Below are 23,996 nucleotides of genomic sequence, written 5' to 3'. Positions count from 1 at the left end.
ACGTTTTTTACTTTCCATTTATTTAAATAAGAGTAGAATAGTAAACGATATCAAACTAGAAAGAAGGAGAAAAAATGGATGCAGTTTTCATATCAAAAATCTTATCCATTATTTTACTAGACATTGTCTTAAGTGGTGATAACGCAGTCGTCATTGCATTAGCATGTCGTAACTTACCAAAAAAACAACGGAAAAAAGCCATATTCATTGGTACTGCAGGTGCCATTATTTTACGTGTAGTACTTACATTCGCTGCTGTATGGTTATTACAAATTCCTTTAGTTAAATTAGTTGGTGGTTTATTATTATTCTATATTGCACTGGATTTATTAAAATCTGAAGGCGAAGATCCTAATTTGAAAAGTGGTAGCTCAATATTTGCAGCTATCCGTACGATTATCATCGCAGACTTCGTTATGAGTTTAGATAATGTATTAGCAGTAGCTGGTGTTGCAGATGGACATATGGGTTTAGTTATCCTTGGACTTGCTGTAAGTATTCCACTCATTGTATTTGGTAGTCAGTTAATCATTAAATTAATGGAAAAATTCCCGATTCTTATTTGGGTAGGTGCTTTAATGATTGCTTATACAGCGGGGCATATGATTGTAGCAGACAAGTACGGAGAGCAATTTGTTGAACAAACATTCCCTCAGATGGCTTATGTCATTCCGGCTGCTAGTATGATTCTATTGGTGGTATTGGGTGTTTGGATAAAAAATCGACAAACAAAATATATTTCTAGATAAGCCTGTATAATAAAATAATTACATAGGCAATAGACGTGACTTTTTAATTTTTATTATTAAGTCGCGTTTTTATTTGTAGAAAAATCCTCAGAAAATATTAATCTAGCTCCCCCTAATTCTCTCAAGTTCACAAAAATGCTCATTTATAAGCAAGAATAGACGAGAAACTCATTATAAGTTATTCTTATTCATCTGACATGGCTTGTAAAGCATTCCGTAGAAAAAAGGAAGGCACTTTGAAACGATCTCTTAGTTTTTATTTAATAACTTTTCTTCGATTACACAAATAATTTAATGCAATTTCAAAATCATAATGTAGTCTTGCAATTTGTACATGTGTACTGGATTTAACGCTTTATAATAATACTTTTTGAGAATGTGGTTTTGAAAGTGTCTTTTGTAACGCCCAAAGGTTTATGTTGAATAGATTATCTAAAGTTTCATAGTATTTTTGAAATGGCATTTAGGAATTCCTCTTTAAAAAGGCTAACGAACAAGGTATGTAAAAATATTTATGATTACCCGGCTTTAACAGTAGTGAAGAATCTTTGGATAAAATTAATAACAAGTTTTTTTGTATTCGACATATTATGTAATAATCCTGTAAATAAATTAGAATATTAGGATAAAAAAACTTCCGAAAGACAGTTGATTCTGTCAATCAGAAGTTGAATGGTGAAGAGATTATTTATCTATAATTATTGCGTTTAGTTCATCTGTTAGTACTTCTAATTGGTCGATTAAACCACCGATATAAGCAATCGTATTTAATAGTGGTTCGTCGGTAGTAATATCTACTCCGGCCATTTGTGCAAGCTCTACAGGCGTCTTTGTACCACCTGCTTGTAATACTTTTAGCCAGTCTTCAACTGCAGGCTGACCTTCATTTAAAATACGTTGAGATACCTGGGTAGAGATGGTTAATCCTGCACTATAAGTATAAGGGTATAAGCCCATATAATAGTGAGGTTGGCGCATCCAAGTTAACTCGGCTCCTTCAGTTATTTCAACTGCATCACCCCAGAAGTCTTCCAATACCTCACGTTTTAATCCATTTAATACATTTGCATTTACACTCTCACCAGCATCCACTTTGTCATACACTTTACGTTGAAATGCAGCTTCTAATAAATGTGTAACAAAATTATGGTAATAAGTACGTGAGATAATCGATGCAATGACCCAACGTTTAAAGCGAGTATCTTCAGCTGTTTCCAATAAGTAATTTGCCATCAACATCTCATTCATCGTAGAAGGAGCCTCGATAAAATAAGTTGAAGGACGACTGTTGAATAATGATTGCTTCTTATGTGCATTGACAAAATGTCCTGCATGGCCAAGTTCATGAGCTAAAACAAATACTTCGTTCATACGACTAGTCCAAGAGATTAGAATATAAGGATGGAATCCATAAGGACTAGAGCAAAATGCTCCTGTTGATTTCCCTTCATTTTGAGCAAAGTCAATCCAACGTTCACTGTATGACTTCTCAATCATTTCCATATAATCATCACCCATAACTTTAAGCGCATTTTCGATATAATTCTTTGATTCTTCAACTGTAATCATCGGCTCAAATTCTGGATCTAATGGAATTTTCAAATCAGCAAACGTCATTTTTTCTAAACCATGAACTTTTTGTAACAGCTTTGCATAACGGCGCATATGAGGTGCTAATTCTGTAGTAATTAAATCAATTTGTCGGTTATATAATGTACGGTCGACCTCTTGATCAAATAGTAAGTAATCTGTTACAGATTCATAACCTCGCAATTCCGAAAGGGTCTTTTCAGTCGAGATATGCGTATTATATGTTTTGCCAGTTGTATGTTGATACTCGCGAAGTTTTTTTGAAAAAGCTTCAAAAGCTGCACGACGAATATTTACATCAGATTCTAATTCCCAGTCGCCTTCAAATAAGCTGTAATTTAATGGGAAAGATTCTCCATTTGCAGTAAAGTTGTCGAATTTCATATCAACCAGTTTTGTCGTGTTATATAGCTCGTATGGGGCATCTAGAGAAGAGCTAAGTGCTGCTAATGTTTTTTCGACTTCTGGATGTAACTGATGCGCTTTTTTCTTGATTATTTGTTTGATATAGTTTTCAAATTGAGGAGCAATTGTAGCCGCTTCTTCTAAAATTTTAGTAGATAGTGCTGAAAGATCACTTTGTACGAATGATAATTGACTTCCGATTTTTGAAGCTATTGATCCAAACTTACTTGCACGCATTTGGGCTTCATCATTCGTTTGATCTACTTCTAATGATAGACTAGCATAAGTACCAAAAGGAACGAATTGCTCATTTAATTTCTCGTAGTCGGTCAATACTTGTACGACAGACGAAGAATCAATAATATTACCTGTGTATTTTTGATTAAATAAAAGTGCGTCTTTTTCAATTTGAGCAATTCCAGCGTTGTATGTCTCAATTGAATCAATAAGAGGTGATAAGTCCCAAGTTTGTTCAACAGGAATTAAATGACGTGGTGCAAAACTCTTTTTCATTACTAATCTCTCCTTTAAAAATACGAATCTCGAATTATCTTCATTATATTGAAAATATTCGGTAAAGTAAAATAATTCATTATAAATAGTTTATTCTGTATAAAAAAAGCTAGCCAATAGATTGGCTAGCTTCGAGGATTGCTTATTTTGAAAGCATAATTTTTTCAAGTTGAAGTGGTTCAATATAGTCTGAACCTTTGTAAGCGCGCATATTTCCACCAGAAATTTCATCGATTAATAAAATTTCGCCAGTTTCAGCATCGCGACCAAATTCTAATTTAATATCATAAAGTTCCAAACCTTTTTTAGCTAGTTCTGCTTTAACGAAGTTTGAAATTTCCACAGTACTTTGTTTTAAAGTTTCATATTCTTCAAGAGAAAGAATTTGAAGTTCAGCTAATGCATCCGCCGAGATAGGTGGATCTAAACGATCATCATCCTTAATTGTAACTTCAACGAAAGACTCTAGTTTTTGTCCCTCTTCTGCATATGCGCCGTAGCGTCGTAAAAAGCTACCAACAGCACGGAAACGGCAAATAACTTCAAGTCCTTTACCAAAGACAGTAGCGGGTTTTACAGTCATTGTCGCATTTTCTATATCAGAAGAAATGAAATGAGTAGGGACATCAATTGCATTTAATTTTTTATAAAAGAATGTAGTAAGACTTAAACCTGCACGACCTGCACCATCAATTGTTAAACCAACAGTATTCGCACCCGGATCAAACATACCATTTTCACCCGTTACATCATCTTTGAATTTTAATAATAGAGGACCATCCTCTAATTGATACACATCTTTTGTTTTTCCTTGATATTTAAGTTCCATACATTCAGCCTCCGTTTCATTGCTATTGTAAGTTATTTAGTGTGTAAATGATAGTTTTTTTCATAATAAAGGGAAATCTATGTAAAAAAGACGAATATTCATCTAAAAAGCAGTAAACCCGTTCGGATTTACTGCTTTGAAGTTTTACTATAGAAAGTGTTGAAATTAAATAACACCTTGAGCAATCATTGCATCTGCTACTTTTAAGAAACCTGCGATATTCGCACCAATTAGTAAATTACCTTCATATCCATATTCTCTTGCAGCATCTACACTGTTACTATAAATTGACTTCATAATATCATGTAATTTTTCGTCGACTTCTTCAAAAGTCCAGAATATACGCATGCTATTTTGAGCCATTTCAAGAGCTGAAACTGCAACACCGCCTGCATTTGCTGCTTTAGCAGGTGCGAAAAGAACTTTGTTTTCTAGATAAACTTGAATTGCTTTAAGAGTTGAAGGCATGTTTGCACCTTCACCGACAGCTTTTACTCCGTTTGAAACGAGTGTTTTAGCAGATTCTTCATCAATTTCATTTTGAGTAGCGCACGGTAGAGCAATGTCACATGGAATAGTCCAAATACCAGAACAACCTTCAGTAAAGGTAGCCTCAGGATGACGTTCCACATATTCTTTAATACGGCCTTGTTCAATTTCCTTAATTTGTTTAACAGTATCTAAGTTAATACCATTTGGATCATAGATATAGCCGTTTGAGTCGCTACATGCAACAACTTTTGCACCTAGTTGTTGTGCTTTCTCAATAGCGTAAACTGAAACGTTACCAGAACCAGAAACTACAACTGTTGAGTCTTGGAATGTAGCCTTAATTTCTTTTAGCATTTCTTGAACGAAATAAACTGTACCATAGCCAGTTGCTTCTTTACGTGCTAAACTACCACCAAAGCGTGGCATTTTACCCGTAATAACACCTGCTTCATAAGCACCGCGAATTCTGTTGTACTGACCAAATAGGAAGCCGATTTCACGAGCTCCTACGCCGATATCACCAGCAGGTACATCAACATCTGGTCCAATATATTTATGTAATTCTGTCATGAAAGCTTGACAGAAGCGCATAATTTCAGCATCTGATTTCCCTTTAGGGTCGAAATCCGAGCCACCTTTTGCACCGCCAATAGGTTGGCCAGTTAACGAGTTTTTGAAAATTTGTTCAAAACCTAGGAATTTAATAATACTTTCGTTTACCGACGGATGGAAACGAAGTCCGCCTTTGTAAGGTCCAATTGCACTGCTGTATTGTACACGATAACCACGGTTAACTTGTACCTTACCACTATCGTCTACCCATGAAACACGGAATTTTACTACACGTTCTGGCTCGGTGATTCGTTCTAATAGGCTTGCATCCATTAATTCAGGACGTTTAGCAAAAACAGGAGTTAATGAATAAATGATTTCTTTAACAGCTTGTAAAAACTCAGGTTCATGTGAGTGGTGTTTTTTCAAATTGTTAAACACATCATCGATATACTGTGTTGCAATTTGCTGTGATTCTGTTGTAATTGTGACCATTGTGAATACCCCCAGTAATATTTGACCTATTATAATATAGTAGCGCTATTTTTTTAATAATTCAATATTGCAATATTTATAAATATGCATAAATAGCGAATTATTATACACGTGAATGGTATTAAATATGATAATTTTGAATTATTATATAAGCGTCAATAGTTTGTAAATAAAATGTAAATGAGGTTATAAATGTGACTAGAATCTTGATAGATGCAGATGGCTGTCCAGTTGTAGATTTAATAATAAAAATAGCGAATGAATTCCAATTGAAAGTAACCATTTTTTGTGATACTGCTCATCAAATTGAACGAGAAGGTGCGGACACGGTCATGGTATCGAAAGGGAGCGATGCCGTTGACTTTGTTCTAGTTAATCGCTTACAAAAAGGTGACATAGTAGTTACTCAAGATTATGGTTTGGCAGCTATGGTATTGGCTAAATCGGGTTATGCTATTGATCAAAATGGAAGAAATTACACATCGGGTAATATAGAACAATTACTTTTTACACGACATTTAGGTCAGAAAATAAGGCAAGCTGGTGGTAGAACGAAGGGGCCAAAAAAACGTTCCAAAGAGGCTAATTTGGAATTTGCCGAAGCTTTCCGCCGTTTATGCAAAGAAATTTTGACAAAATCGTGAACTTGGAGGAAATAGTTATGATTTCAATTAAATTTGCTAATTTGGTGAATGCTTTTCCGCAATTAAAAAGGGTTAAAACACTTCAAGAAATACTTTGGTTAAACGAAAAATTTAGCCCTCATTCTGAGTTGAGTAATACTGATTATGAAATAGGGAAAGAAGCTATTGATGACGCAGCAGCTAGACTGCAGCGTTTTGCTCCTTTTATAGAAAAGGCTTTTCCTGAAACAACTAGATCAAAAGGAATAATTGAATCGAAGATTGTTGAAATAGCTGAAATGAAGAGCTTTTTAAATAGTTATTACCAAGTAATTATCGATGGAAAACTACTATTAAAATGCGATAATACATTGCCTATTTCAGGCTCGATTAAAGCGCGTGGAGGCATTTACGAAGTTTTAAAGCATGCAGAAAAAATAGCTTTAGAAGCCGGTTTTCTGACGATAGAAGATTCATACGTATCGCTCACTTCCGAAGAGGCACATGCACTGTTTTCAAAATATTCTATTGCCGTCGGATCTACGGGGAATTTAGGGTTGAGTATTGGCATCATGAGTGCAAAACTAGGCTTTCAAGTAACTGTACATATGTCAGCTGATGCAAAAGAGTGGAAAAAGAAGTTACTAAGAGAAAAAGGTGTAACAGTTGTAGAGTATGAATCAGATTATAGCTTAGCTGTAGAAAAAGGGAGAGAGCAAGCTGAAAGTGATCCGATGTGCCATTTTATAGATGATGAAAATTCTAAGGATTTATTTTTAGGCTATGCGGTTGCTGCAAGAAGGTTGAAAAACCAACTGAAGGAAATGAATATTACAGTCGATGCAGAGCATCCTCTCTTTGTTTATTTACCATGTGGTGTAGGTGGTGGTCCAGGGGGAGTCGCGTATGGTTTGAAATCAGAATTTGGTGAGCACGTGTATAGCTTTTTTGCTGAGCCTACGACTGCACCGTGTATGACGATTGGAATGATGACGGGTCTACATGATGAAATCTCTGTAGAAAATCTTGGAATAGAGCAAAAAACAGAGGCAGATGGATTAGCTGTAGGGAGAGCTTCTGGTTTCGTTGGTAGAGTAATGGAGCCTTATTTAGCAGGTTGCTACACAATTAGTGATGCAGAAATGCTCATGTTATTACGTGAGATTCATAAAAGCGAAGATATTTTCTTAGAACCTTCAGCATTGGCGGGTATGAAGGGGCCAGTTATGTTAGAAAAGTTAGGGCAAGAGTTTATAGTAAAGCAAAAACTTAACGCTCGAATGGCGAATGCGACTCATATTGTTTGGGCGACTGGTGGTAACATGGTACCTGAAGAGTTAAGGAGGAATTATTTGAAAGAAAATATATGATTAGTTAGAAAAAAATACCAAAAATCTTCTGTTTATGGTAGTTTGAAGTGAGGAGATTTGAATAAACTAAATCTACTGTGCAGGGGGAATCATATATGGCACAAGAAAATCTGTTAAAGAAGATTGAGACTGTTCAACAAGAGACTCAATTTTCAGGTACCATTTTTACGAAACAGGGAACAGATTCACTAGCAAGTATAAGTTTTGGCTACTCAAATCGAAGTGAAAAAATTGAAAATGAAGAAACTACAAAATACGGTATCGCATCAGGTTGTAAAGTTTTCACAGCAATTGCCATTTGTCAGCTTATCGAAAAAGGAGAGCTCTCCTTTGAGTCGAAATTACAAAATTGTTTAACATTTGAATTTCCGCATTTTGATGAAAATATTACAGTTCACCATTTGCTTACGCATACTTCTGGTGTTCCGGATTATTTTGATGAAGAAGTAATGAACGATTTTGAAGAACTATGGATTAAGACACCTATGTACCATATAAGAAAATTACAAGATTTCTTACCATTGTTTCAAAATGAGGAAATGAAATATCCTGCAGGTGCAAAATTCCAATATAATAATTCGGGATATATTTTACTAGGTTTAATTATTGAACAAATTACTGGTATGAGCTTTAGCGAATATGTTGAAATGAATATTTTCCAACGAGCAGGAATGCTTGACTCTGGATATTTTGAAATGGATGCTTTGCCTGCAAAAACAGCGATTGGATATATTGATCTTTCTGATGGTACGTGGAAAACGAATATATACTCTCTACCTGTAAAGGGAGGGTCTGATGGCGGAGCTTATGTTACTGCAACAGATATGATGAAGCTATGGGAATCGTTAACAAGCTATAAACTTTTGAGTGAAAGCATAACCAAACAAATGTTAACGCCTCATGCTCATGAAATGGAAGGGCTATCATATGGTTACGGAATTTGGATTAAAACCTACGAGGAAGAAGTATCTAAGTATTTGTTAATGGGTTATGATCCAGGAGTTAATTTCCATGCTGCATTTTACCCTAAGCGAGATCTCAAAATCGTCGTCTGCGTAAATACTTCTGAAGGCGCGTATGATATGATTTCAGGGATTGAGGAAGTACTTACCTTATCTAATTCTTAAACATTTTGTAATAGAAAAGCCGAAGTAGATTAATTTTTCTACTCGGCTCATTTTTTGTATTGTGTATTTCTTTTAGTATGATATTACAGGTTAATCTGCCTTCGTTACTTCCTCAACAGTTTGTTCAACCTCTTGACGTGTCATTTTCTCATGACCGTTAAGCATAGCTTGTAGTGTTTTATGTGCAAGTGCCAAAGGAATTTTACAGAACATTAAAATGCTACGTTTTTTTATGCTTTTATTATACAAATCACCTTTAGCCAAGTTTTCCTCAGCATATTTGAATAGATCATCGCGTGTCCAACCATCTGGCATGAAGCTTACACCACGTTCATCGTCCTCTTCTTGGTTGCGTAAAATGTTCACCGCTTGTAAACCACGTCCATAGCCGATTGCTAATTCACGGTCTGTTTCGATGCCAGCACCCCAGCGCCAAATATCAGATAGCATCGTCCCAACAAGTCCTGCTACGTAGTATGTGTAGTCGTCTAAATCTTCTCTTGTTTTAACAACCCAATTTTTGTCTGCCCACTTAGCCATACCTTCTGCCATTTCACTTGTAGAAGCAGCGATTGTCTCGCGAATATCTTCAGGACATAATGCCAGCCAATCACCAAGTCGGATTGTGACTTCAGGCAGTATATTTTCATATGGTTTAAGTAATGATAAGTAAGCTTCATTATCAAATGGTTTTAATAACATAGTACTTACTTGTCGTAATAGATCGCTTTTAACGGCGATATCTAAATCCTCATGGTCTTCAATTTCATCAATAGCTCGCATGCATAAATATGCTGTTGCAACAGTTGTTTTCAATTCTTTTTGCAAAAATGTAATAGGAATAAAAAAAGTGCGACTTGTTGCTTTTAAAACGCTCATCGCTTCTTTATAGAGTGCTTTTTGTTCTGACATTTTGTCTTCCTCCGTTCAATCAAAAAATCTTCCATACTATCGTATATCAAATAGTGAAAAAGATACAACAAAATCCGTAGAAACAAATAAATCTTATAGAAATAAAACAAATGTTTTGTATTAAATATTTTAACGTGATAATATTTAATTGTCTAATAAATTTGGTTTTACATAAATCCTTAGACATCTAAATATTTTCTTTCAAAGGAGTTTTTATAATGGGTAGATTAGATAATAAAGTAACAATCATAACAGGTGGAGCATCAGGTATTGGAGCAAAAATGGTTGAATTATTTGCTCAAGAAGGCGCAATTGTTATTGCAGCTGATATTAACGATGCTGCAATCGCTGCAATCGACAACGGAAAAAACATTTTCGGAATGAAATTAAATGTTATGGATGATGCAAACTGGAAAGAGCTAGTTGAAAATATTGTTGAAAAATTTGGTAAAATTGATGTCCTTGTTAATAACGCTGGAATTTCATCAGAAAAACCAATGGATGCTATTACAGTTGATGACTGGTCATTAATGCACAATATTAACGCATTCGGACCTTTCTTAGGTATGAAACACGTTTCTGAAGTAATGAAGGAAGATGGAAAAGGTTCAATCGTTAACATTTCTTCATTCACAGCTCAAATTGGTATGGGCTTAAATGCATACTCTGCTTCTAAAGGTTCTGTTCGTGCTATTTCTAAAGCTGCTGCAACTGCATTCGGTAAATTTGGCGTACGTGTAAACGCAGTATTCCCAGGAATTATCGAAACACCAATGACTGCTGTATTAAAAGATTCTGCTGCATACGTAGAAGCTATGGTTAAAGCAACTCCACTTGCTCGTCTTGGACAACCAGCTGATATTGCAAACGCTGCAATCTTCTTAGCATCTGATGAAGCTTCATTTATTACTGGTTCTGAACTTGTAATCGATGGTGGATTCTCAGCACAATAATTTTGTATATGGAGTTGGATGCCATTGAAAAATAATCCTACCCTATTTGACCTTGTCCATGTGCTTGATAAAGCAAATGAGAACATGATTTTAGCTTGGAAAAAGTTATTTAAAGTTAATATAGGGATATCACATATATTAGTATTGAGCTATTTAAAAGAACATGGAAAAAGTAAACCCACGGATATTGCAAAATACCTTGAGTTTGCACCGCCTTCTTTAACACATTTAGCAGAAAAACTAATTCACAATCAATATTGTGTTCGATGTCAGGATTCATTTGATAGAAGAATTTCTTATATTCAAATAACACCTTTAGGGGTAGAAATCTTAGAGGAAGCTAGTTTATTAGGTGCTGAAATGCGCCAAGAATATTTCAAAATTCTTTCAGAAGATGAAATCCAAAAACTTTTCTCAATATATTCAAAATTAACAAGTCAATAATTAATGTTGAATTGTGGTAAGAAGGGCGAACTTTGTTCGTCCTTCTTTTTTGTACATAAAAGTAAAATTTACAATTTTTGCATTAGAGTTGCGCTCCATATAAAACGGCTTAGAGATTGATAGGGGAAAAAGTTTCGTTTATGACTATTTATTCAGTATAGGATGGAGCCTATTAAATAAGAATTGACGTCTGAATTACCTACCTTATCAATACGTCCTTTTTGTTCAAAATGATATAATAGGAATATTTCGAAAAGCTAATTTAGGGGAAGGTCGGGGGAAATGGGACAATTATGGTTTGGTGGTACAATTTACACGATGCAACGTGATGGGGAAACAGTTGAAGCGGTCCTTGTTGAGAGTGGCAAGGTTAAAAAAGTAGGTACGTACGAAGAACTTATAACCCAAGCAGAAGAGGTTTTTGATTTGCAAGGGGCCGTGATGTATCCAGGTTTTGTTGATAGTCATTTACATATGATTGGCTACGGGGAAAAACTGTTGCGACTGGATTTAACAAATGTGAAATCTTCTGATGAGTTGCTTAATGTTATTAAACAAGCGGCTGCTAATTGTTCTAGTGATGAATGGCTAATTGCTGAGGGGTGGGATGAAAATCAATTTAAAGATATACGCATTCCAACTGTTCAAGAATTGGATGCTATTCGTCAAGAACCGATCGTCCTCAAACGTATATGCAGACATGTTGTTCTTGCGAATACTTCAGCAATGGCTGCTGGTAATATTACTCAAGAAACACCAAATCCAGAAGGCGGTGAAATTGGTCGAGATGAAAATGGTCTCTTAACAGGTCTATTATATGATCAAGCACTATACAAAGTTTTAGATCAAATACCTGTAGAGCAAGAATATTCATTAACAAATACAATAGAGTTAGCTGTTAATCATTTATTGTCACTTGGTTTAACAGGTGGACATACTGAAGATATGAGTTATTATGGGCATTTTTCCAATCCACTGAATGCTTTCAATGAAGTTATCGGTAAAAGAAAAAATTTCAGAGCACATTTATTAAGACATCATCTTGCGTTCGAACAAATGATGATCTCAAATGCAACTTACTCAGAGCCATTTGTAGAACCCGGAGCGATGAAGATTTTCTCTGATGGGGCACTTGGTGGTGCAACAGCTGCATTACTTGAACCATATGAAAATCAGCCACAAAATAAAGGGTTATTCATCCATACATCTAAACAACTTGATGAGCTTGTAAAATTGGCCCGTTTTTATGGTGAAGCGGTGGCTGTTCATATAATAGGCGATGCCGCTCTTGAACAAGTATTAACAGCCATCGAAGCTAATCCTCTAACGAATGGGAAAAAAGATAGGCTTATTCATTGTAGTGTTGTTAATGACTTACTGATTGAACGAATGAGTAAATTGCCAGTTATTTTAGATATTCAACCACAATTTATTCTTTCTGATTTCCCATGGGTTGTAGATAAAATCGGTTCAAAGCGAGCTGAATTGACATATCCATTTAAACGCTTTTTAGATAAAGGATTGATATGTGCAGGAGGTTCCGATGCACCGATTGAAGATGCGAATCCGTTACTTGGTATTCACGCTGCAATCGCTCGCAAAAAGCATGAGGAAAGCCATGAAGGATACATTCCAACAGAAAAACTTACACGTTTTGAGGCGATTTCTCTCTATACAACCGGTAGCGCAAAGGTAATTGGCAAGGAACAATTAAGGGGTACCATTCAACCGGGATATGATGCGGACTTTTCTATTTTCGACAAAGACTTATTTGTTTGCGAATTAGATGAAATTCCAAATGCCATTGCACTTAAGACAGTTGTTGCAGGGAATATAGTTTTTTCAAAATAAGCGATTAGAAAATTAGAAAAATTGATAACATCGTAGGAAATCATTGCACAAAACTGCACATAGCAGTAAAGTTTAGATTGGGCGATTACAAAGGAGAATGGTATGACTAAGGCAATTGGAATAGACGCAGGGGGTACACTAACAAAATTAGCTTATGAAAATGAATTTGGCGAGCTAGTGTTAGAGCATTTCCCTTCGAACGACTTAAAAGCTGTAACGGACTGGATTAGCAATCACCCAGAAATTGAAGAGATTGGCTTAACAGGCGGAAGAGCTGAGCAAGTTAAAAATTTACTAAAAGAAGTAAAATCCATCCATTACATAGTTGAATTTGAAGCTACATTAAAAGGGGTTCGATATCAACTAATTCAGCATGGCCATCAATTTGACCGCAGCATTATTACAAATGTTGGTACAGGTACATCCATTCATTTTATGGATGGTGAAACACATAATCGTGTTGGTGGTACTGGTATTGGTGGAGGAACACTAGTCGGACTAGCAGCATTAACGACAGGAATATACGACTATCATGAAATTATTAAAAAGGCACAGTATGGTGAAAGACAAGAAATTGATCTTCTAGTACAAGATATTTATCAAGGGATGGATACACCGATTGCAGGTACGTTAACGGCAAGTAACTTTGGTAAAATGGGAATTGATGAAACAAAGAATCACCCTATTGAAAATATTTTAGCAACAGTGCAAGGCTTAGTAGGGGAAGTCATCACAACATTAAGTATCCAGCTAGCAGAACAAAATCAAGTCGAACATATTATATATATTGGTACAACTCTAAACGAAAACGAAGCATTAAAAAAAGTTATCGCCAACTACACAATTTTAAAAAAGAAGACGCCTATCTTCTTAGAAGACCATGGTTTTAGTGGTGCAATAGGTGCCTTTTTAAATATAACAGTCAATCAAAAGAGCTAAAAAATAGAGTTAATTTGTTTAACATAAACTTCAAACTTGAAAATTATATTATTTAGTAAACCGTAAGAGTGAAATTGCTCTTATGGTTTTTTGTTGAAGTAGTGATTAATATGTTTGATCTAGGTTGTAGTAAAACTTATCTGTATTAGTATTTTGTTGTCTCAAATAAGTGGTTTTTAGTAATTATTTAGAAAAATTAAAAATTCAAGGTATTCTTAAGATAAGTTAATAAAGGAGGTATTAAATGTCTAAAAAGTATTTTATAAAAATGTTCTTATTGATAAGTTTACCTCTATTCACCTGTTCATATTTAGATGATAGAATTGGATTTATTCCTTCTACTATTGTAGGGTTTGTGTTACTTATAGTTTTAAGTATCTTGTTGTTTTCAAGAAAAGAAAAAGTATAAGAAATTGTTGGAATCGGGGAATCATTTAATTTTAACTTTATTTCACCAAATTATAGGATAGGTATTGGACTTAATTAATAATTTTAATGATATGAGGGGCAATTCTGCGTAGGGAAATCAACATAAGAGTAGCCTCTTTTTTAATTATGAATATAAATCCCTCTTTACAAACGATATTAGTAGGAATAAAATTATATCATTATTTACTTAGGTAAATAAAATTCGGAGGTAAGAAAATGAATCCTTTATTTCATGAAATCTTTCAAACTACTCGAGATATTACAAATAAATTAAACAGTTGTTTAAAAGAGTATGACCTTTATAGCAGTCAGTGGACGATTCTCTATACGATTAATAAATATGGACCGATGTCATTAACAGACATCTGGAAGTACTTAAAGGTTGAGGCACCTACTGTGACACGAACTGTTGCAAGACTAGAGCAGCTTGATTGGATTGTACGAACAGAAGGAGAAGATCGTCGAGAAAAAATAGTATCCTTTTCCGAGGAAGGTAAGAAAAAATTCCCTGCTGTTTTAGCTTCTGTATTGCAATTTGAGGAGGGTTTGATAGAAACATTTAATGATGAGGAACAACAGCAGCTACTAGAGCTGATATGTAAGTTGAAGGGAAGAACGAACTATTGGAAAAGTTAGATAAAATTTGGACGAAACGGTTTATTAGTCTTTTTTGTACGAATATGGCCGTGTTTTTTGTTTTTTACGGATTAGTTTCCGTGTTACCACTTTATGCAACTGAAGATTTAAACCGTTCTGATAGTGATGCTGGATTATTATTATCTATCTTCCTGCTATCTGCAATTATTACACGCCCATTTACAGGGAAAGTTTTAGAGCATTTTGGTAAGCGTAAACTGCTTTATATTAGCTTAATCGGGTACTTTGTATGTACCGTATTATATTTATTCTTTAAGCCGTTTGCACTTCTATTATTATTGCGCTTTATACAAGGGATTTTCTTCAGCATTTTAACGACAGCAAATAATTCTATAGCTGCAGATATTGTTCCTCCATCTCGTAAGGGTGCAGGACTTGGGTATTTTACAATGTCACTAAACTTAGCGGTAGTACTGGGACCTTTTGTTGGTCTTTTGGTCATTCAGTATTTAAATTTCGAAATTTTGTTCATTATAATGAGTGCAGTTGTTTTAATCGGAGGTATTGCAGCGCTATCGATTAAATTAGATGATATTCCACAAGGTGCTAAACAACAAAAATTCTCGATAGCTCTTTCAGATTTATTTGAGAAGAAGGCATTACCTACAGCTGCTTTAGCATGTTTTGTTGCAATTGCTTATGCTAGTGTATTATCATTCTTATCTGTTTACGCAAAACAAAAGGGTTTAATGGAAGTCGCTAGTTTATTTTATGCCGTTTATGCAGCAGCTATGTTGTTAACACGTCCATTTACAGGACGCTTATATGATCAAAAAGGACCGAAGTTTGTTATTATTCCAGGATTTATCCTTTTTATCTTAGGTTTAATTACGCTAGCTTATGTCAATGGACCAGTGTTATTCATGCTCGCGGGCGTGTTAATTGGACTTGGTTATGGAGCACTTGTACCAAGTTTCCAATCAATGGCGATCCAATCCAGTGATCCTAGACGTACTGGCTATGCTACTGCTACATTCTTTACACTCTTTGATGTAGGGATTGCCTTAGGGTCATGGCTTCTGGGTATTATTGCCACACATTATGGTTATGTAGAGGTTTATCTTGCTGCAGCATTTGTTGTTGCCATTGGTGCAATAGTATTTATGGTAACGCAATTGAAAAAGCAATTAACTGATGTAAAATATCAAAAAAAGCAAACTCATTAACGAGTTTGCTTTTTTTGATATGAACGCAATGCTTCTCTTGCAAGTGTATCTGCTGCACGATTTTCAGAACTAGGAATCCATTTAATAAAAAATAAATCAAATTTTTTTGAAAGCGCGAGCGCTTCTTCCAAATAAGGTTTATATGCTTCGTTTTTAACATATTCCTTTTCAATAGATGCGACTACTATTTTAGAATCAGAACGAACAGAGATCATACCAGTAGATAATTTTAATGCTTCTGTTAAACCGCGAACAAGTGCAATGAATTCTGTAGTATGATTATCATTTTCCCCTATGGCTTCACCAATTTTAATTAATTGACCTTCTCCTTTTATGAATATTCCTATTGCGCTAGGACCAGGGTTTCCAGCAGTTGCTGCATCAATATATAATTCAATCATTTAGTCACCTGCTACATCATATTTATTACTTTAGTATATTTGATATAGAGAAATATGAAAAGGTGCAGACGAGGAATAGGAATAGGAATAGTTTGAAAAGCGTAAACTAAAAAGCAATTGTAGAAAGCTCATAATTGTAACTATATGCTCCAAGTAGTAAAATAAAAATTATTGAAATTTAGAGGTGAATCGATTTGATGGACAAAGTAACCGTCATAAAAGAAATTGACGAAATGATGGAAAATTATTGTGAAGGTTGCTTCGTTAAAAATCAACTTCGTAAAGACCGAGGGAAGTCTGGTGCCCACCGATTTTGTATCGAGTCATGTACGATTGGGGAGCAATTACACTTTTTAGGCGAAGAACTTTTAAAAGTTTATACAAAATAACCTACTTCAATGTTAAAAACACCTTGAGTTTTGTCTCTTGGTGTTTTTTTGTTGTTGAAATAACAGGCAGATGCTAGTAACATGTTGATATCAATTACTGAATAATGATAATAATTGTTCAATTTAAACAATTCTTTGTAATGAGTGGTAAAAAATTTATTGACTACTTCAGTTAGTGTTTGTACACTGTGAATAGACAAATGTTTTTATTGAGAATACAGATGAGTAAATAAACAATGTAAGGATATGATGAAATGAAAGTATGTAAATTTGGTGGAACATCTGTTGCAAGTGCAGAACAAATCAAAAAGGTAGCAACGATCGTACAATCAGATCCTACAAGACGCTTGATTGTCGTTTCGGCTCCAGGTAAACGGTTTAATGAGGACATAAAAGTAACAGATTTATTAATTGAATTGGCGAATGCGGCATTGCAACAACAAGATGCGGTAGAAGAAAAACTAAAAAATGTTGTAAAGCGCTATGAAAGCAATGCAAATGGACTGGGCTTAGATCATGTCATTTGTGAAGTCATTGAGTCAGACTTACGTAAACGTATTGCAGAAGCGGGTTCGGTCACGGATGAACTGTTGATGGATAACTTAAAGGCGAGTGGAGAAGACAATAATGCGAAAATGATTGCAGCTTACTTCAATAGTATTGGACTAAAAGCAAAATACATGAGTCCCCTTGAAGCTGGCTTAATTGTCAATGATATTCCTGCTCGAGCACAAGCACTGCCAAAAGCATACGATAATTTGAGTGTCTTAAAAGATTCTCAAGAAATCGTCGTGTTCCCTGGTTTCTTTGGTTATACACAAGAGGGTGTATTACGTACATTTGAACGTGGGGGTTCAGATATTACAGGTTCAATTTTAGCTGCAGCGGTAAAAGCTGAGTTATATGAAAATTTTACTGATGTTGATTCAGTATTCTGTGCAAATCCTAAAGTCGTAAATAGTCCAGTTGAAATACAAGAGATTACATATCGTGAAATGCGTGAATTATCATATGCGGGTTTCTCGGTTTTCCATGATGAAGCACTAATGCCGGTTTATAAAGTTGGTATTCCAGTTTGTATCAAAAATACAAATAATCCATCTGCACCAGGAACGAGAATAGTGTCTGTTCGTGAATCAAATCAAAGCCCAGTAACTGGTATTTCTGCTGACAGTGGTTTTTCGATTTTATACGTAAGTAAATATTTGATGAACCGCGAAATTGGCTTTGGTCGTAAATTACTTCAAATATTAGAAGATGAGAATATATCATATGAGCACACACCATCAGGTTTAGATGATATCTCTGTTATTATTCGAAGTCACCAGTTATCTCCTGAGAAAGAAAATCGTATCGTAAAACGTGTTGAAACAGAATTACAGGCAGACGACGTACATTTCCGCCATAATTTTTCAATGATTGTAATCGTTGGAGAAGGTATGAATAATAATACAGGTCTAGCAGCTCGTGCAGCAACAGCCATTTCAAAAACAGGTGCCAATATTGAAATGATTAATCAAGGGTCATCAGAAGTCAGCCTTGTATTTGGTGTTCGTAAAGAATTTGAGAACAACATTTTACAAGCATTGTACAATGAATTTTTCGCACTATCAGTAACAACCTATAAATAACTGAAGTAGCGCCTATAAATCGAAAAAGCGATTTATAGGCGTTCTTTTTTTTACTTTCTGAGCTAAAAACAATCAGTAACTTTCGCCCTAGGTAAACAGCTTTCGAATCTATAAAATATTTTTCGCAAAGCATAATCCGATATCAGTACGGGGAGATGAAATATTTAAAAGACTATGATAAAAAAATATTTTAAGAAATAATGAAAGTTGATAGTTTACCAGAAAAAATTTCTGTATTTTAAAAAAATAAATAATAAAAAGTTCAGACAAATGAAAAAGTTTTAAAAATAATCATCTTCTTAATTGCAATTTACATATACTTTCATATAGATTAGTAATAGTAACTTATTTTACAGGAGGTGAATTCTTTATTCTGAATCTGAAATAAGGATCAGATCAGATATAAAGAACATGATTGGACAATGATATAGCCATTAAGTTAGTTGTTTTCGTAATACTAATTGCACTTACTGCGTTTTTCGTAGCAGCGGAATTTGCGATAGTAAAGGTGAGATCAACTAGAATTGACCAGCTTGTCCTAGAAGGCAATAAAAAGGCTTTAAGAGCAAAAAAGGTCACGAATAATTTAGATGAATATTTATCAGCTTGCCAGCTTGGCATTACGATTACGGCATTAGGGCTTGGATGGTTGGGGAAACCAACTATTGAAGCTATCCTGAAACCATTATTTGAGATATTTAGCTTAGATGCTCGTATTTCTTCGGTGGTATCATTTATTATTGCGTTCTCAATCGTAACTTTTTTGCATGTTGTAGTCGGAGAGCTTGCACCAAAAACATTAGCAATTCAACAAGCTGAAACCGTTACACTGCAAACAGCTGGATCACTTATTTTATTCCACAATATTATGTATCCAGTCATTAAACTATTAAATGGTTCTGCAAGAGGCTTAACCGCATTATTTGGTTTGAAAATGCAGTCAGAATCGGATGCTGCTCATAGTGAAGAAGAGTTGCGGATGATTTTGTCAGATAGTTATAAAAGTGGTGAGATTAATCGTTCTGAATATAGTTTTGTGAACCGTATTTTTGAATTTGATGATCGTATTGCAAAAGAAATTATGGTCCCTAGAACGGAAATTGTTAGCCTTGATCAACATTTAACGCTTAAGGAAGTATTTGATGTGATTAATGTGGAGCAATATACACGTTATCCTGTCGTCGATGGGGATAAGGATCATATTATTGGTATTGTTAATATGAAACAGCTGTTAACAGCGTTTATTTTAGATGAAAAGAATGCTTTAAAACAGATAACTCACTTTATGCAACCTGTTATTCGTATTATTGAAACGGTTCCAATAAGTGATTTATTACTTAAATTTCAATTAAAGCGCATTCATATGGCAATTCTTATGGATGAGTATGGTGGTACATCTGGTCTTGTAACAATTGAAGATATAATTGAAGAAATTGTCGGTGATATCAAAGATGAATTTGACTATGATGAGTTACCTGAAGTGCAGAAAATAGCGGAAAATCATTATAATCTTGATGCTAAGCTTAGACTTGAAGAAGTAGAGGCACTCTTAAATATTGATATTAATGACGAAGATATCGATACAATTGGAGGCTGGTTCATGACAAATCATGACCGTATCTTAAAAGGTGAGAAACATGAAGCTGAAGGCTATGAATTTACCATTCAAGATATCAATATGCATCAAATTGTAAGACTCGAAGTAAAAAAAGTAGCTATATAAAGTTAAGGTGTATCTGAAGTTGTTTTTAGACTTAGATACGCCTTTTTATTTTCCTATAACGATACTTTAATGTACTTTTTTTTCACATTGTTAAAGAATAATGTTGAAAATTAATAGATATAGAAATTCTCTATTTAAGATATTAAGAAATTATTGGAGCAATCAATTGGTAATGTATGCTCATTTTGATTGGGAGTAAGTCATTAGAAGAAGGTTTATAAAAGTTGTAGAAAGTGATCTTGTATTATTTTGAACTTCTGATACTTCTTTGGTTTCTAATTTATTTAAGTAGAAATCTATTGTTCTAAACCTATTACTACCGTAGATTATCAAATGTTCCAAAAGACATAATTAATAAAAAATAACACGGTTGATTTTCTCTGAATTTAATATTAAATTCAAACTTTATGATTGCTATTATAGATGCTTTAAATTTACATACAATAAAAAAAGCTATTCTCAAGTTAAACTTGTAGAATAGCTGTACTCACTATATTTTATTTACGTTTGCTGCTTGTGGGCCTCGATTACCTTCAATAATTTCAAAGCTAACATCTTGTCCCTCTTCTAAGGTGCGGAAACCTTCCTCTTGGATGCCTGTGAAATGGACGAATACATCTTCACCATCATTGTACTCAATAAAACCATAACCTTTTTCGTTATTGAACCATTTTACTTTTCCTTGTTGCATGTAGGTTCCTCCCAAATGAAACAGAATGTTCAAGCATGAAATCCATCACATATTATATGCGAAATGATGAAAGAGTATTCATTAAACCTTGATATGATAAGGTTTTTAAGAATATTATTAAAGTATTGATGCCATAATGATGTCTAAAACAAAGATTATCATGAAATTTCGAGATTTCTCATAAATTCACCGAATTTTTGAGAAGCCACTTTCTATCTTTCTTTTGTAACATGAAGATTTACTATCTTTGTAGTTTCATCAGATTCAGGCCCTAATCGAGCCATAATTAGTTCGAGTGGGACATTTGTCTCGGTTATTAAAGAAGTGTGAGATTGTCTAAAAGAATGTGATATTAAATGCTTTTTAGTCGTATTCATTTTTTGAAGTATTGATTGCATTCTAGTATTCACTGTTTTTAAATGATAAGGATAACCGAAGCATGGTGAATCTAACTTAGTGATCACGAAACCTAATTCGTAATAATTATCTCAATTGTCGATTTCAAGCGATTTTGCACTTCATAATGCTTTTAAAAAACACAATAAGTTCTGGCTCGTGTCGATAACTCGTATAAATCCTTTGGTTTTTGGTGTCGTAATTTCATACTTAAGAGTATTTCTATTCGGATTATACAAAGTTTTCATAATACTTATTGTATTATTATTATAATCGATATTTGACCATTTTAAAACTAATAACTCGCTAAGAGTATTCCAGTCTACTTTTAAAAAACCTCTTTTACATTTCTTTCTCTCTTTCCTGTAGTTAGGTTTGTCCCATTTTCAATAAAATACATCCAGCTTTCTATCCCGTTCTTTATTTATATTTCTGAATTGATGACATAATAACTACTCCTTGTAACTTTTAATGTAAGGCTAAAAAGTATTTATCAGGTATTATATAGAACCTAAAGAAACGTCTATGCAATATTATTTAGAATTTTTGTAGTTAATATGTTCATCGGTAACATCTATGATAACCGAGAGCTACTAAAAGCTTAAACAACCACAAACTAACTACTCGCAAATTGAACATGATTTAGAGCAGTTGAAACATGACATTTTTAATACATTGAAGGATTATGGAATAAGCGAGAGAGTGAAGGCTAGCAAAGAGACTGCGAACGAATGATAGTAAACGCATATTAGTAAACGAGGGCAATTTAGTGTTAATACATATCGCTACAAAAGGAATTACTAACCACCCAATTGGCGAAAATAGATATGAATTAGCAAAACACCTCGATCAATAAGGAGTGTAGAGTATGACACATGAAGAGCACGAATTTATTGTGGCCCAGCAAGACGAATATTTCGTAAGTATGGAACGCAAGTATGAAAACGGACAGCTTTCGAATGAGCAATTCGCGAAATTATCGTTAAAAATAGCCGAATGGACACAGCGGCTAAATGGATTGGAAGATGCGTGAGATTGAAAAAGTAGGAAATCACATAGCGATCACATAAAGGAATGGTTGAAAATGAGTGAACATTTATAAACTAATTTTGATTCGTTAAACTTGATTTAGATAAAAAAAACTAAAAGAAACGGATAGAAGAAATTTAGACTTACGAGAAAGCTATAAAAAATATAACTAAAACTAGGGGGATTCAGCTATCTTAATGGAAGTGTATGGATATAATGGCGATATATATTTTGATTACAGAAGTGATTATTATGACGAAACCTTTTATCTTATCTTTTTAAGGACGAGTATGATATTGACAAATAGCTAGGTGAAAAGTGGTCTGATTGTGATTTATGGAAGTACTGCAATCCAAATGATTTCTTTGAGGAAGATTTAGTAATTTGGGGAATTCACAGAAATGTCTGTATAGAAAAATTGGGCAGCCTATACGACAAATTAAAACCAGTTGAGGCCGTGGATGACTTACAAAAACTCAGTAAACAATTGATTGATTTAAGTAAACAGGGGAAAAGGGTAGAACGAAATGAAGTCGTAGTTGTTCTTTTCTTTGTAGTCTTAGTCCTATCTAACGAAGCTTGAAGTGCTATCAACAAATCAGTAACATTAATTGCTTTCTGGTGTATTACCAACTAAAAGCGCAAAACATAAGCTATGCAAATTTCGACATGAAGAAAGTCGATTTTTCCTACGCTTTGTGATTTATTTAAGTATTTTTTTGTTGGATCCACAAATAATATATAAATAAATTATTTGTGGGGAGTGGAAAAATTGAAACGTACTATTATGATTTTGCCAATATGCGCTATTCTTATCTCTATATTTTATTTCACATTGATTACTTCAGCAGATAAAGGAAGAAAGTACTACGAACAAGCAGGGCAGATTGTTTGGGAAATAAATACGGAAGAAAAAATTATTGCCTTGACGTTTGATGATGGCCCTCATAAAAAATACACGGCTGAGATTTTAGATTTACTCTCCAAATACAATGCAAAAGCAACCTTTTTTATTGTGGGTGAAAATGCAGAAAAGAATCCCGAAGTTGTTTTACGAATGTATGAAGATGGGCATGAATTAGCAATCCACACATATACACATCCATTAAAAACCAATATATCAAATTTAATGAAAGAAATTAAACAAACACATGAAACGATTTATGGTATTAGTGGCTATTCTCCCGTATTATTCAGACCTGTCGAAGGACAATACACTGATGGGATGATAGATGCAATTGTAAAGGAAGGGTATAAAGTGGTTATGTGGTCTTGGCATCAAGATACAATGGATTGGAAAAATCCTGGTGTTAATAAAATTGTAGATACTGTGTTAAAAGGTGCAAAGGAAGGAAATATAGTTCTTTTTCATGATGGAGGTGGGAATAGAGAACAAACTATTAAAGCATTGAAAGAAATCCTACCAGAACTCAAAAATAAGGGATATAAATTTGTAACTATTTCAGAGTTACTTGAGGTGCAAAAAGCAAAAGAAAAATAAAAAGACGCTACTTTTGTAAATGATGAAAACTCCCTAATTTAATAATTCACTGAAAAAGATGGCATCTTGTTATAGTTCGATATAGCAGTAGGTAAATGGAAGTGTAGGGGTTAATTGGTTAGATAAAATTATAAACTTT

General features: G+C 34.2%; 22 protein-coding genes. 16 read left to right on the top strand and 6 right to left on the bottom strand.

From position 1 onward, the window contains the following. Window positions 1–74: 74 nt before the first annotated feature. The gene (locus tag ACQKM9_RS14840; protein ID WP_427735119.1) at window positions 75–749 is read left to right on the top strand and encodes a TerC family protein; all 675 of its coding nucleotides are present in this window, start codon (window positions 75–77) and stop codon (window positions 747–749) included. A 684-nt stretch (window positions 750–1,433) separates the two neighbouring features. On the opposite strand, the gene pepF is transcribed toward ACQKM9_RS14840, so the two are convergent. From pepF to gdhA, 3 genes are all read right to left on the bottom strand, one after another. After that, window positions 1,434–3,257, bottom strand: a complete 1,824-nt coding sequence (gene pepF / locus ACQKM9_RS14835; RefSeq protein WP_427735118.1) for an oligoendopeptidase F — start codon at window positions 3,255–3,257, stop codon at window positions 1,434–1,436. A 142-nt stretch (window positions 3,258–3,399) separates the two neighbouring features. Further along, window positions 3,400–4,086 carry a phosphoribosylaminoimidazolesuccinocarboxamide synthase gene (locus tag ACQKM9_RS14830; RefSeq protein WP_427735117.1) on the bottom strand — a complete coding sequence of 229 codons (687 nt, stop codon included), beginning with the start codon at window positions 4,084–4,086 and terminating at the stop codon, window positions 3,400–3,402. Window positions 4,087–4,251: 165 nt separating this feature from the next. After that, window positions 4,252–5,625 (bottom strand): NADP-specific glutamate dehydrogenase, encoded by a 1,374-nt coding sequence (gdhA, locus tag ACQKM9_RS14825; protein ID WP_427735116.1) that lies wholly within the window; start codon window positions 5,623–5,625, stop codon window positions 4,252–4,254. A 194-nt stretch (window positions 5,626–5,819) separates the two neighbouring features. Here gdhA and ACQKM9_RS14820 point away from each other — a divergent pair, with 194 nt between their 5' ends. The 3 genes from ACQKM9_RS14820 to ACQKM9_RS14810 all read left to right on the top strand — a co-directional run bounded on the left by ACQKM9_RS14820 (window position 5,820) and on the right by ACQKM9_RS14810 (window position 8,745). Then, the gene (locus tag ACQKM9_RS14820) at window positions 5,820–6,269 is read left to right on the top strand and encodes a YaiI/YqxD family protein (protein ID WP_427735115.1); all 450 of its coding nucleotides are present in this window, start codon (window positions 5,820–5,822) and stop codon (window positions 6,267–6,269) included. Window positions 6,270–6,286: 17 nt separating this feature from the next. After that, on the top strand, window positions 6,287–7,618 hold the full coding sequence (locus ACQKM9_RS14815; RefSeq protein WP_427735114.1) for a D-serine ammonia-lyase: 1,332 nt from the start codon (window positions 6,287–6,289) through the stop codon (window positions 7,616–7,618). 95 nt (window positions 7,619–7,713) lie between these two features. After that, window positions 7,714–8,745: a serine hydrolase domain-containing protein gene (locus ACQKM9_RS14810; protein ID WP_427735113.1), complete on the top strand. Its 1,032-nt coding sequence runs from the start codon at window positions 7,714–7,716 to the stop codon at window positions 8,743–8,745. Between the two features lie 90 nt (window positions 8,746–8,835). On the opposite strand, the gene ACQKM9_RS14805 is transcribed toward ACQKM9_RS14810, so the two are convergent. Next, window positions 8,836–9,657, bottom strand: coding sequence for a squalene/phytoene synthase family protein (locus ACQKM9_RS14805; RefSeq protein ID WP_427735112.1), 822 nt, complete (start codon window positions 9,655–9,657; stop codon window positions 8,836–8,838). 218 nt (window positions 9,658–9,875) lie between these two features. Between ACQKM9_RS14805 and ACQKM9_RS14800 the strand changes: the two genes are divergently transcribed. The 7 genes from ACQKM9_RS14800 to ACQKM9_RS14770 all read left to right on the top strand — a co-directional run bounded on the left by ACQKM9_RS14800 (window position 9,876) and on the right by ACQKM9_RS14770 (window position 16,096). Beyond that, window positions 9,876–10,610, top strand: a complete 735-nt coding sequence (locus ACQKM9_RS14800) for an SDR family NAD(P)-dependent oxidoreductase (RefSeq protein WP_427735111.1) — start codon at window positions 9,876–9,878, stop codon at window positions 10,608–10,610. Between the two features lie 24 nt (window positions 10,611–10,634). Continuing rightward, a complete protein-coding gene (locus ACQKM9_RS14795; RefSeq protein WP_427735110.1) occupies window positions 10,635–11,054 on the top strand; it encodes a MarR family winged helix-turn-helix transcriptional regulator in 420 nt (139 codons plus the stop codon). Between the two features lie 282 nt (window positions 11,055–11,336). Then, window positions 11,337–12,905, top strand: coding sequence for an amidohydrolase (locus ACQKM9_RS14790; protein WP_427735109.1), 1,569 nt, complete (start codon window positions 11,337–11,339; stop codon window positions 12,903–12,905). A gap of 102 nt (window positions 12,906–13,007) precedes the next feature. After that, window positions 13,008–13,844, top strand: coding sequence for a type II pantothenate kinase (gene coaW / locus ACQKM9_RS14785; protein WP_427735108.1), 837 nt, complete (start codon window positions 13,008–13,010; stop codon window positions 13,842–13,844). Window positions 13,845–14,088: 244 nt separating this feature from the next. Further along, window positions 14,089–14,253, top strand: coding sequence for a hypothetical protein (locus ACQKM9_RS14780; protein ID WP_427735106.1), 165 nt, complete (start codon window positions 14,089–14,091; stop codon window positions 14,251–14,253). A gap of 236 nt (window positions 14,254–14,489) precedes the next feature. After that, a complete protein-coding gene (locus tag ACQKM9_RS14775; RefSeq protein WP_427735105.1) occupies window positions 14,490–14,909 on the top strand; it encodes a MarR family winged helix-turn-helix transcriptional regulator in 420 nt (139 codons plus the stop codon). After that, window positions 14,897–16,096 (top strand): MFS transporter, encoded by a 1,200-nt coding sequence (locus ACQKM9_RS14770; RefSeq protein WP_427735104.1) that lies wholly within the window; start codon window positions 14,897–14,899, stop codon window positions 16,094–16,096. The genes ACQKM9_RS14775 and ACQKM9_RS14770 overlap by 13 nt, the downstream gene beginning before the upstream one ends. Here the strand turns inward: ACQKM9_RS14770 and ACQKM9_RS14765 are convergent. Beyond that, the gene (locus ACQKM9_RS14765; protein ID WP_427735103.1) at window positions 16,093–16,497 is read right to left on the bottom strand and encodes a ribonuclease HI family protein; all 405 of its coding nucleotides are present in this window, start codon (window positions 16,495–16,497) and stop codon (window positions 16,093–16,095) included. The two genes, ACQKM9_RS14770 and ACQKM9_RS14765, sit on opposite strands and share 4 nt — an antisense overlap. Window positions 16,498–16,694: 197 nt before the next feature. Between ACQKM9_RS14765 and ACQKM9_RS14760 the strand changes: the two genes are divergently transcribed. The 3 genes from ACQKM9_RS14760 to ACQKM9_RS14750 all read left to right on the top strand — a co-directional run bounded on the left by ACQKM9_RS14760 (window position 16,695) and on the right by ACQKM9_RS14750 (window position 20,240). Further along, the gene (locus ACQKM9_RS14760; protein WP_053417172.1) at window positions 16,695–16,886 is read left to right on the top strand and encodes a zinc-finger domain-containing protein; all 192 of its coding nucleotides are present in this window, start codon (window positions 16,695–16,697) and stop codon (window positions 16,884–16,886) included. 254 nt (window positions 16,887–17,140) lie between these two features. After that, window positions 17,141–18,517 (top strand): aspartate kinase, encoded by a 1,377-nt coding sequence (locus ACQKM9_RS14755; protein WP_427735102.1) that lies wholly within the window; start codon window positions 17,141–17,143, stop codon window positions 18,515–18,517. A 415-nt stretch (window positions 18,518–18,932) separates the two neighbouring features. Then, window positions 18,933–20,240 (top strand): hemolysin family protein, encoded by a 1,308-nt coding sequence (locus ACQKM9_RS14750; RefSeq protein WP_427735100.1) that lies wholly within the window; start codon window positions 18,933–18,935, stop codon window positions 20,238–20,240. 490 nt (window positions 20,241–20,730) lie between these two features. Here ACQKM9_RS14750 and ACQKM9_RS14745 read toward each other — a convergent pair whose 3' ends face one another. Then, window positions 20,731–20,931, bottom strand: a complete 201-nt coding sequence (locus tag ACQKM9_RS14745; RefSeq protein ID WP_038190452.1) for a cold-shock protein — start codon at window positions 20,929–20,931, stop codon at window positions 20,731–20,733. 1,264 nt (window positions 20,932–22,195) lie between these two features. Between ACQKM9_RS14745 and ACQKM9_RS14740 the strand changes: the two genes are divergently transcribed. Both ACQKM9_RS14740 and ACQKM9_RS14735 read left to right on the top strand, forming a co-directional pair. After that, window positions 22,196–22,360: a hypothetical protein gene (locus tag ACQKM9_RS14740; RefSeq protein ID WP_427735099.1), complete on the top strand. Its 165-nt coding sequence runs from the start codon at window positions 22,196–22,198 to the stop codon at window positions 22,358–22,360. A 783-nt stretch (window positions 22,361–23,143) separates the two neighbouring features. Next, the gene (locus ACQKM9_RS14735) at window positions 23,144–23,857 is read left to right on the top strand and encodes a polysaccharide deacetylase family protein (RefSeq protein WP_427735196.1); all 714 of its coding nucleotides are present in this window, start codon (window positions 23,144–23,146) and stop codon (window positions 23,855–23,857) included. Window positions 23,858–23,996 lie beyond the last annotated feature (139 nt).

Origin of the sequence: Viridibacillus sp. NPDC093762 (assembly GCF_050279675.1) — a bacterium.
Classification (GTDB): Bacteria; Bacillota; Bacilli; order Bacillales_A; family Planococcaceae; genus Viridibacillus.
This window is presented reverse-complemented; position numbering and strand designations above follow the sequence as displayed.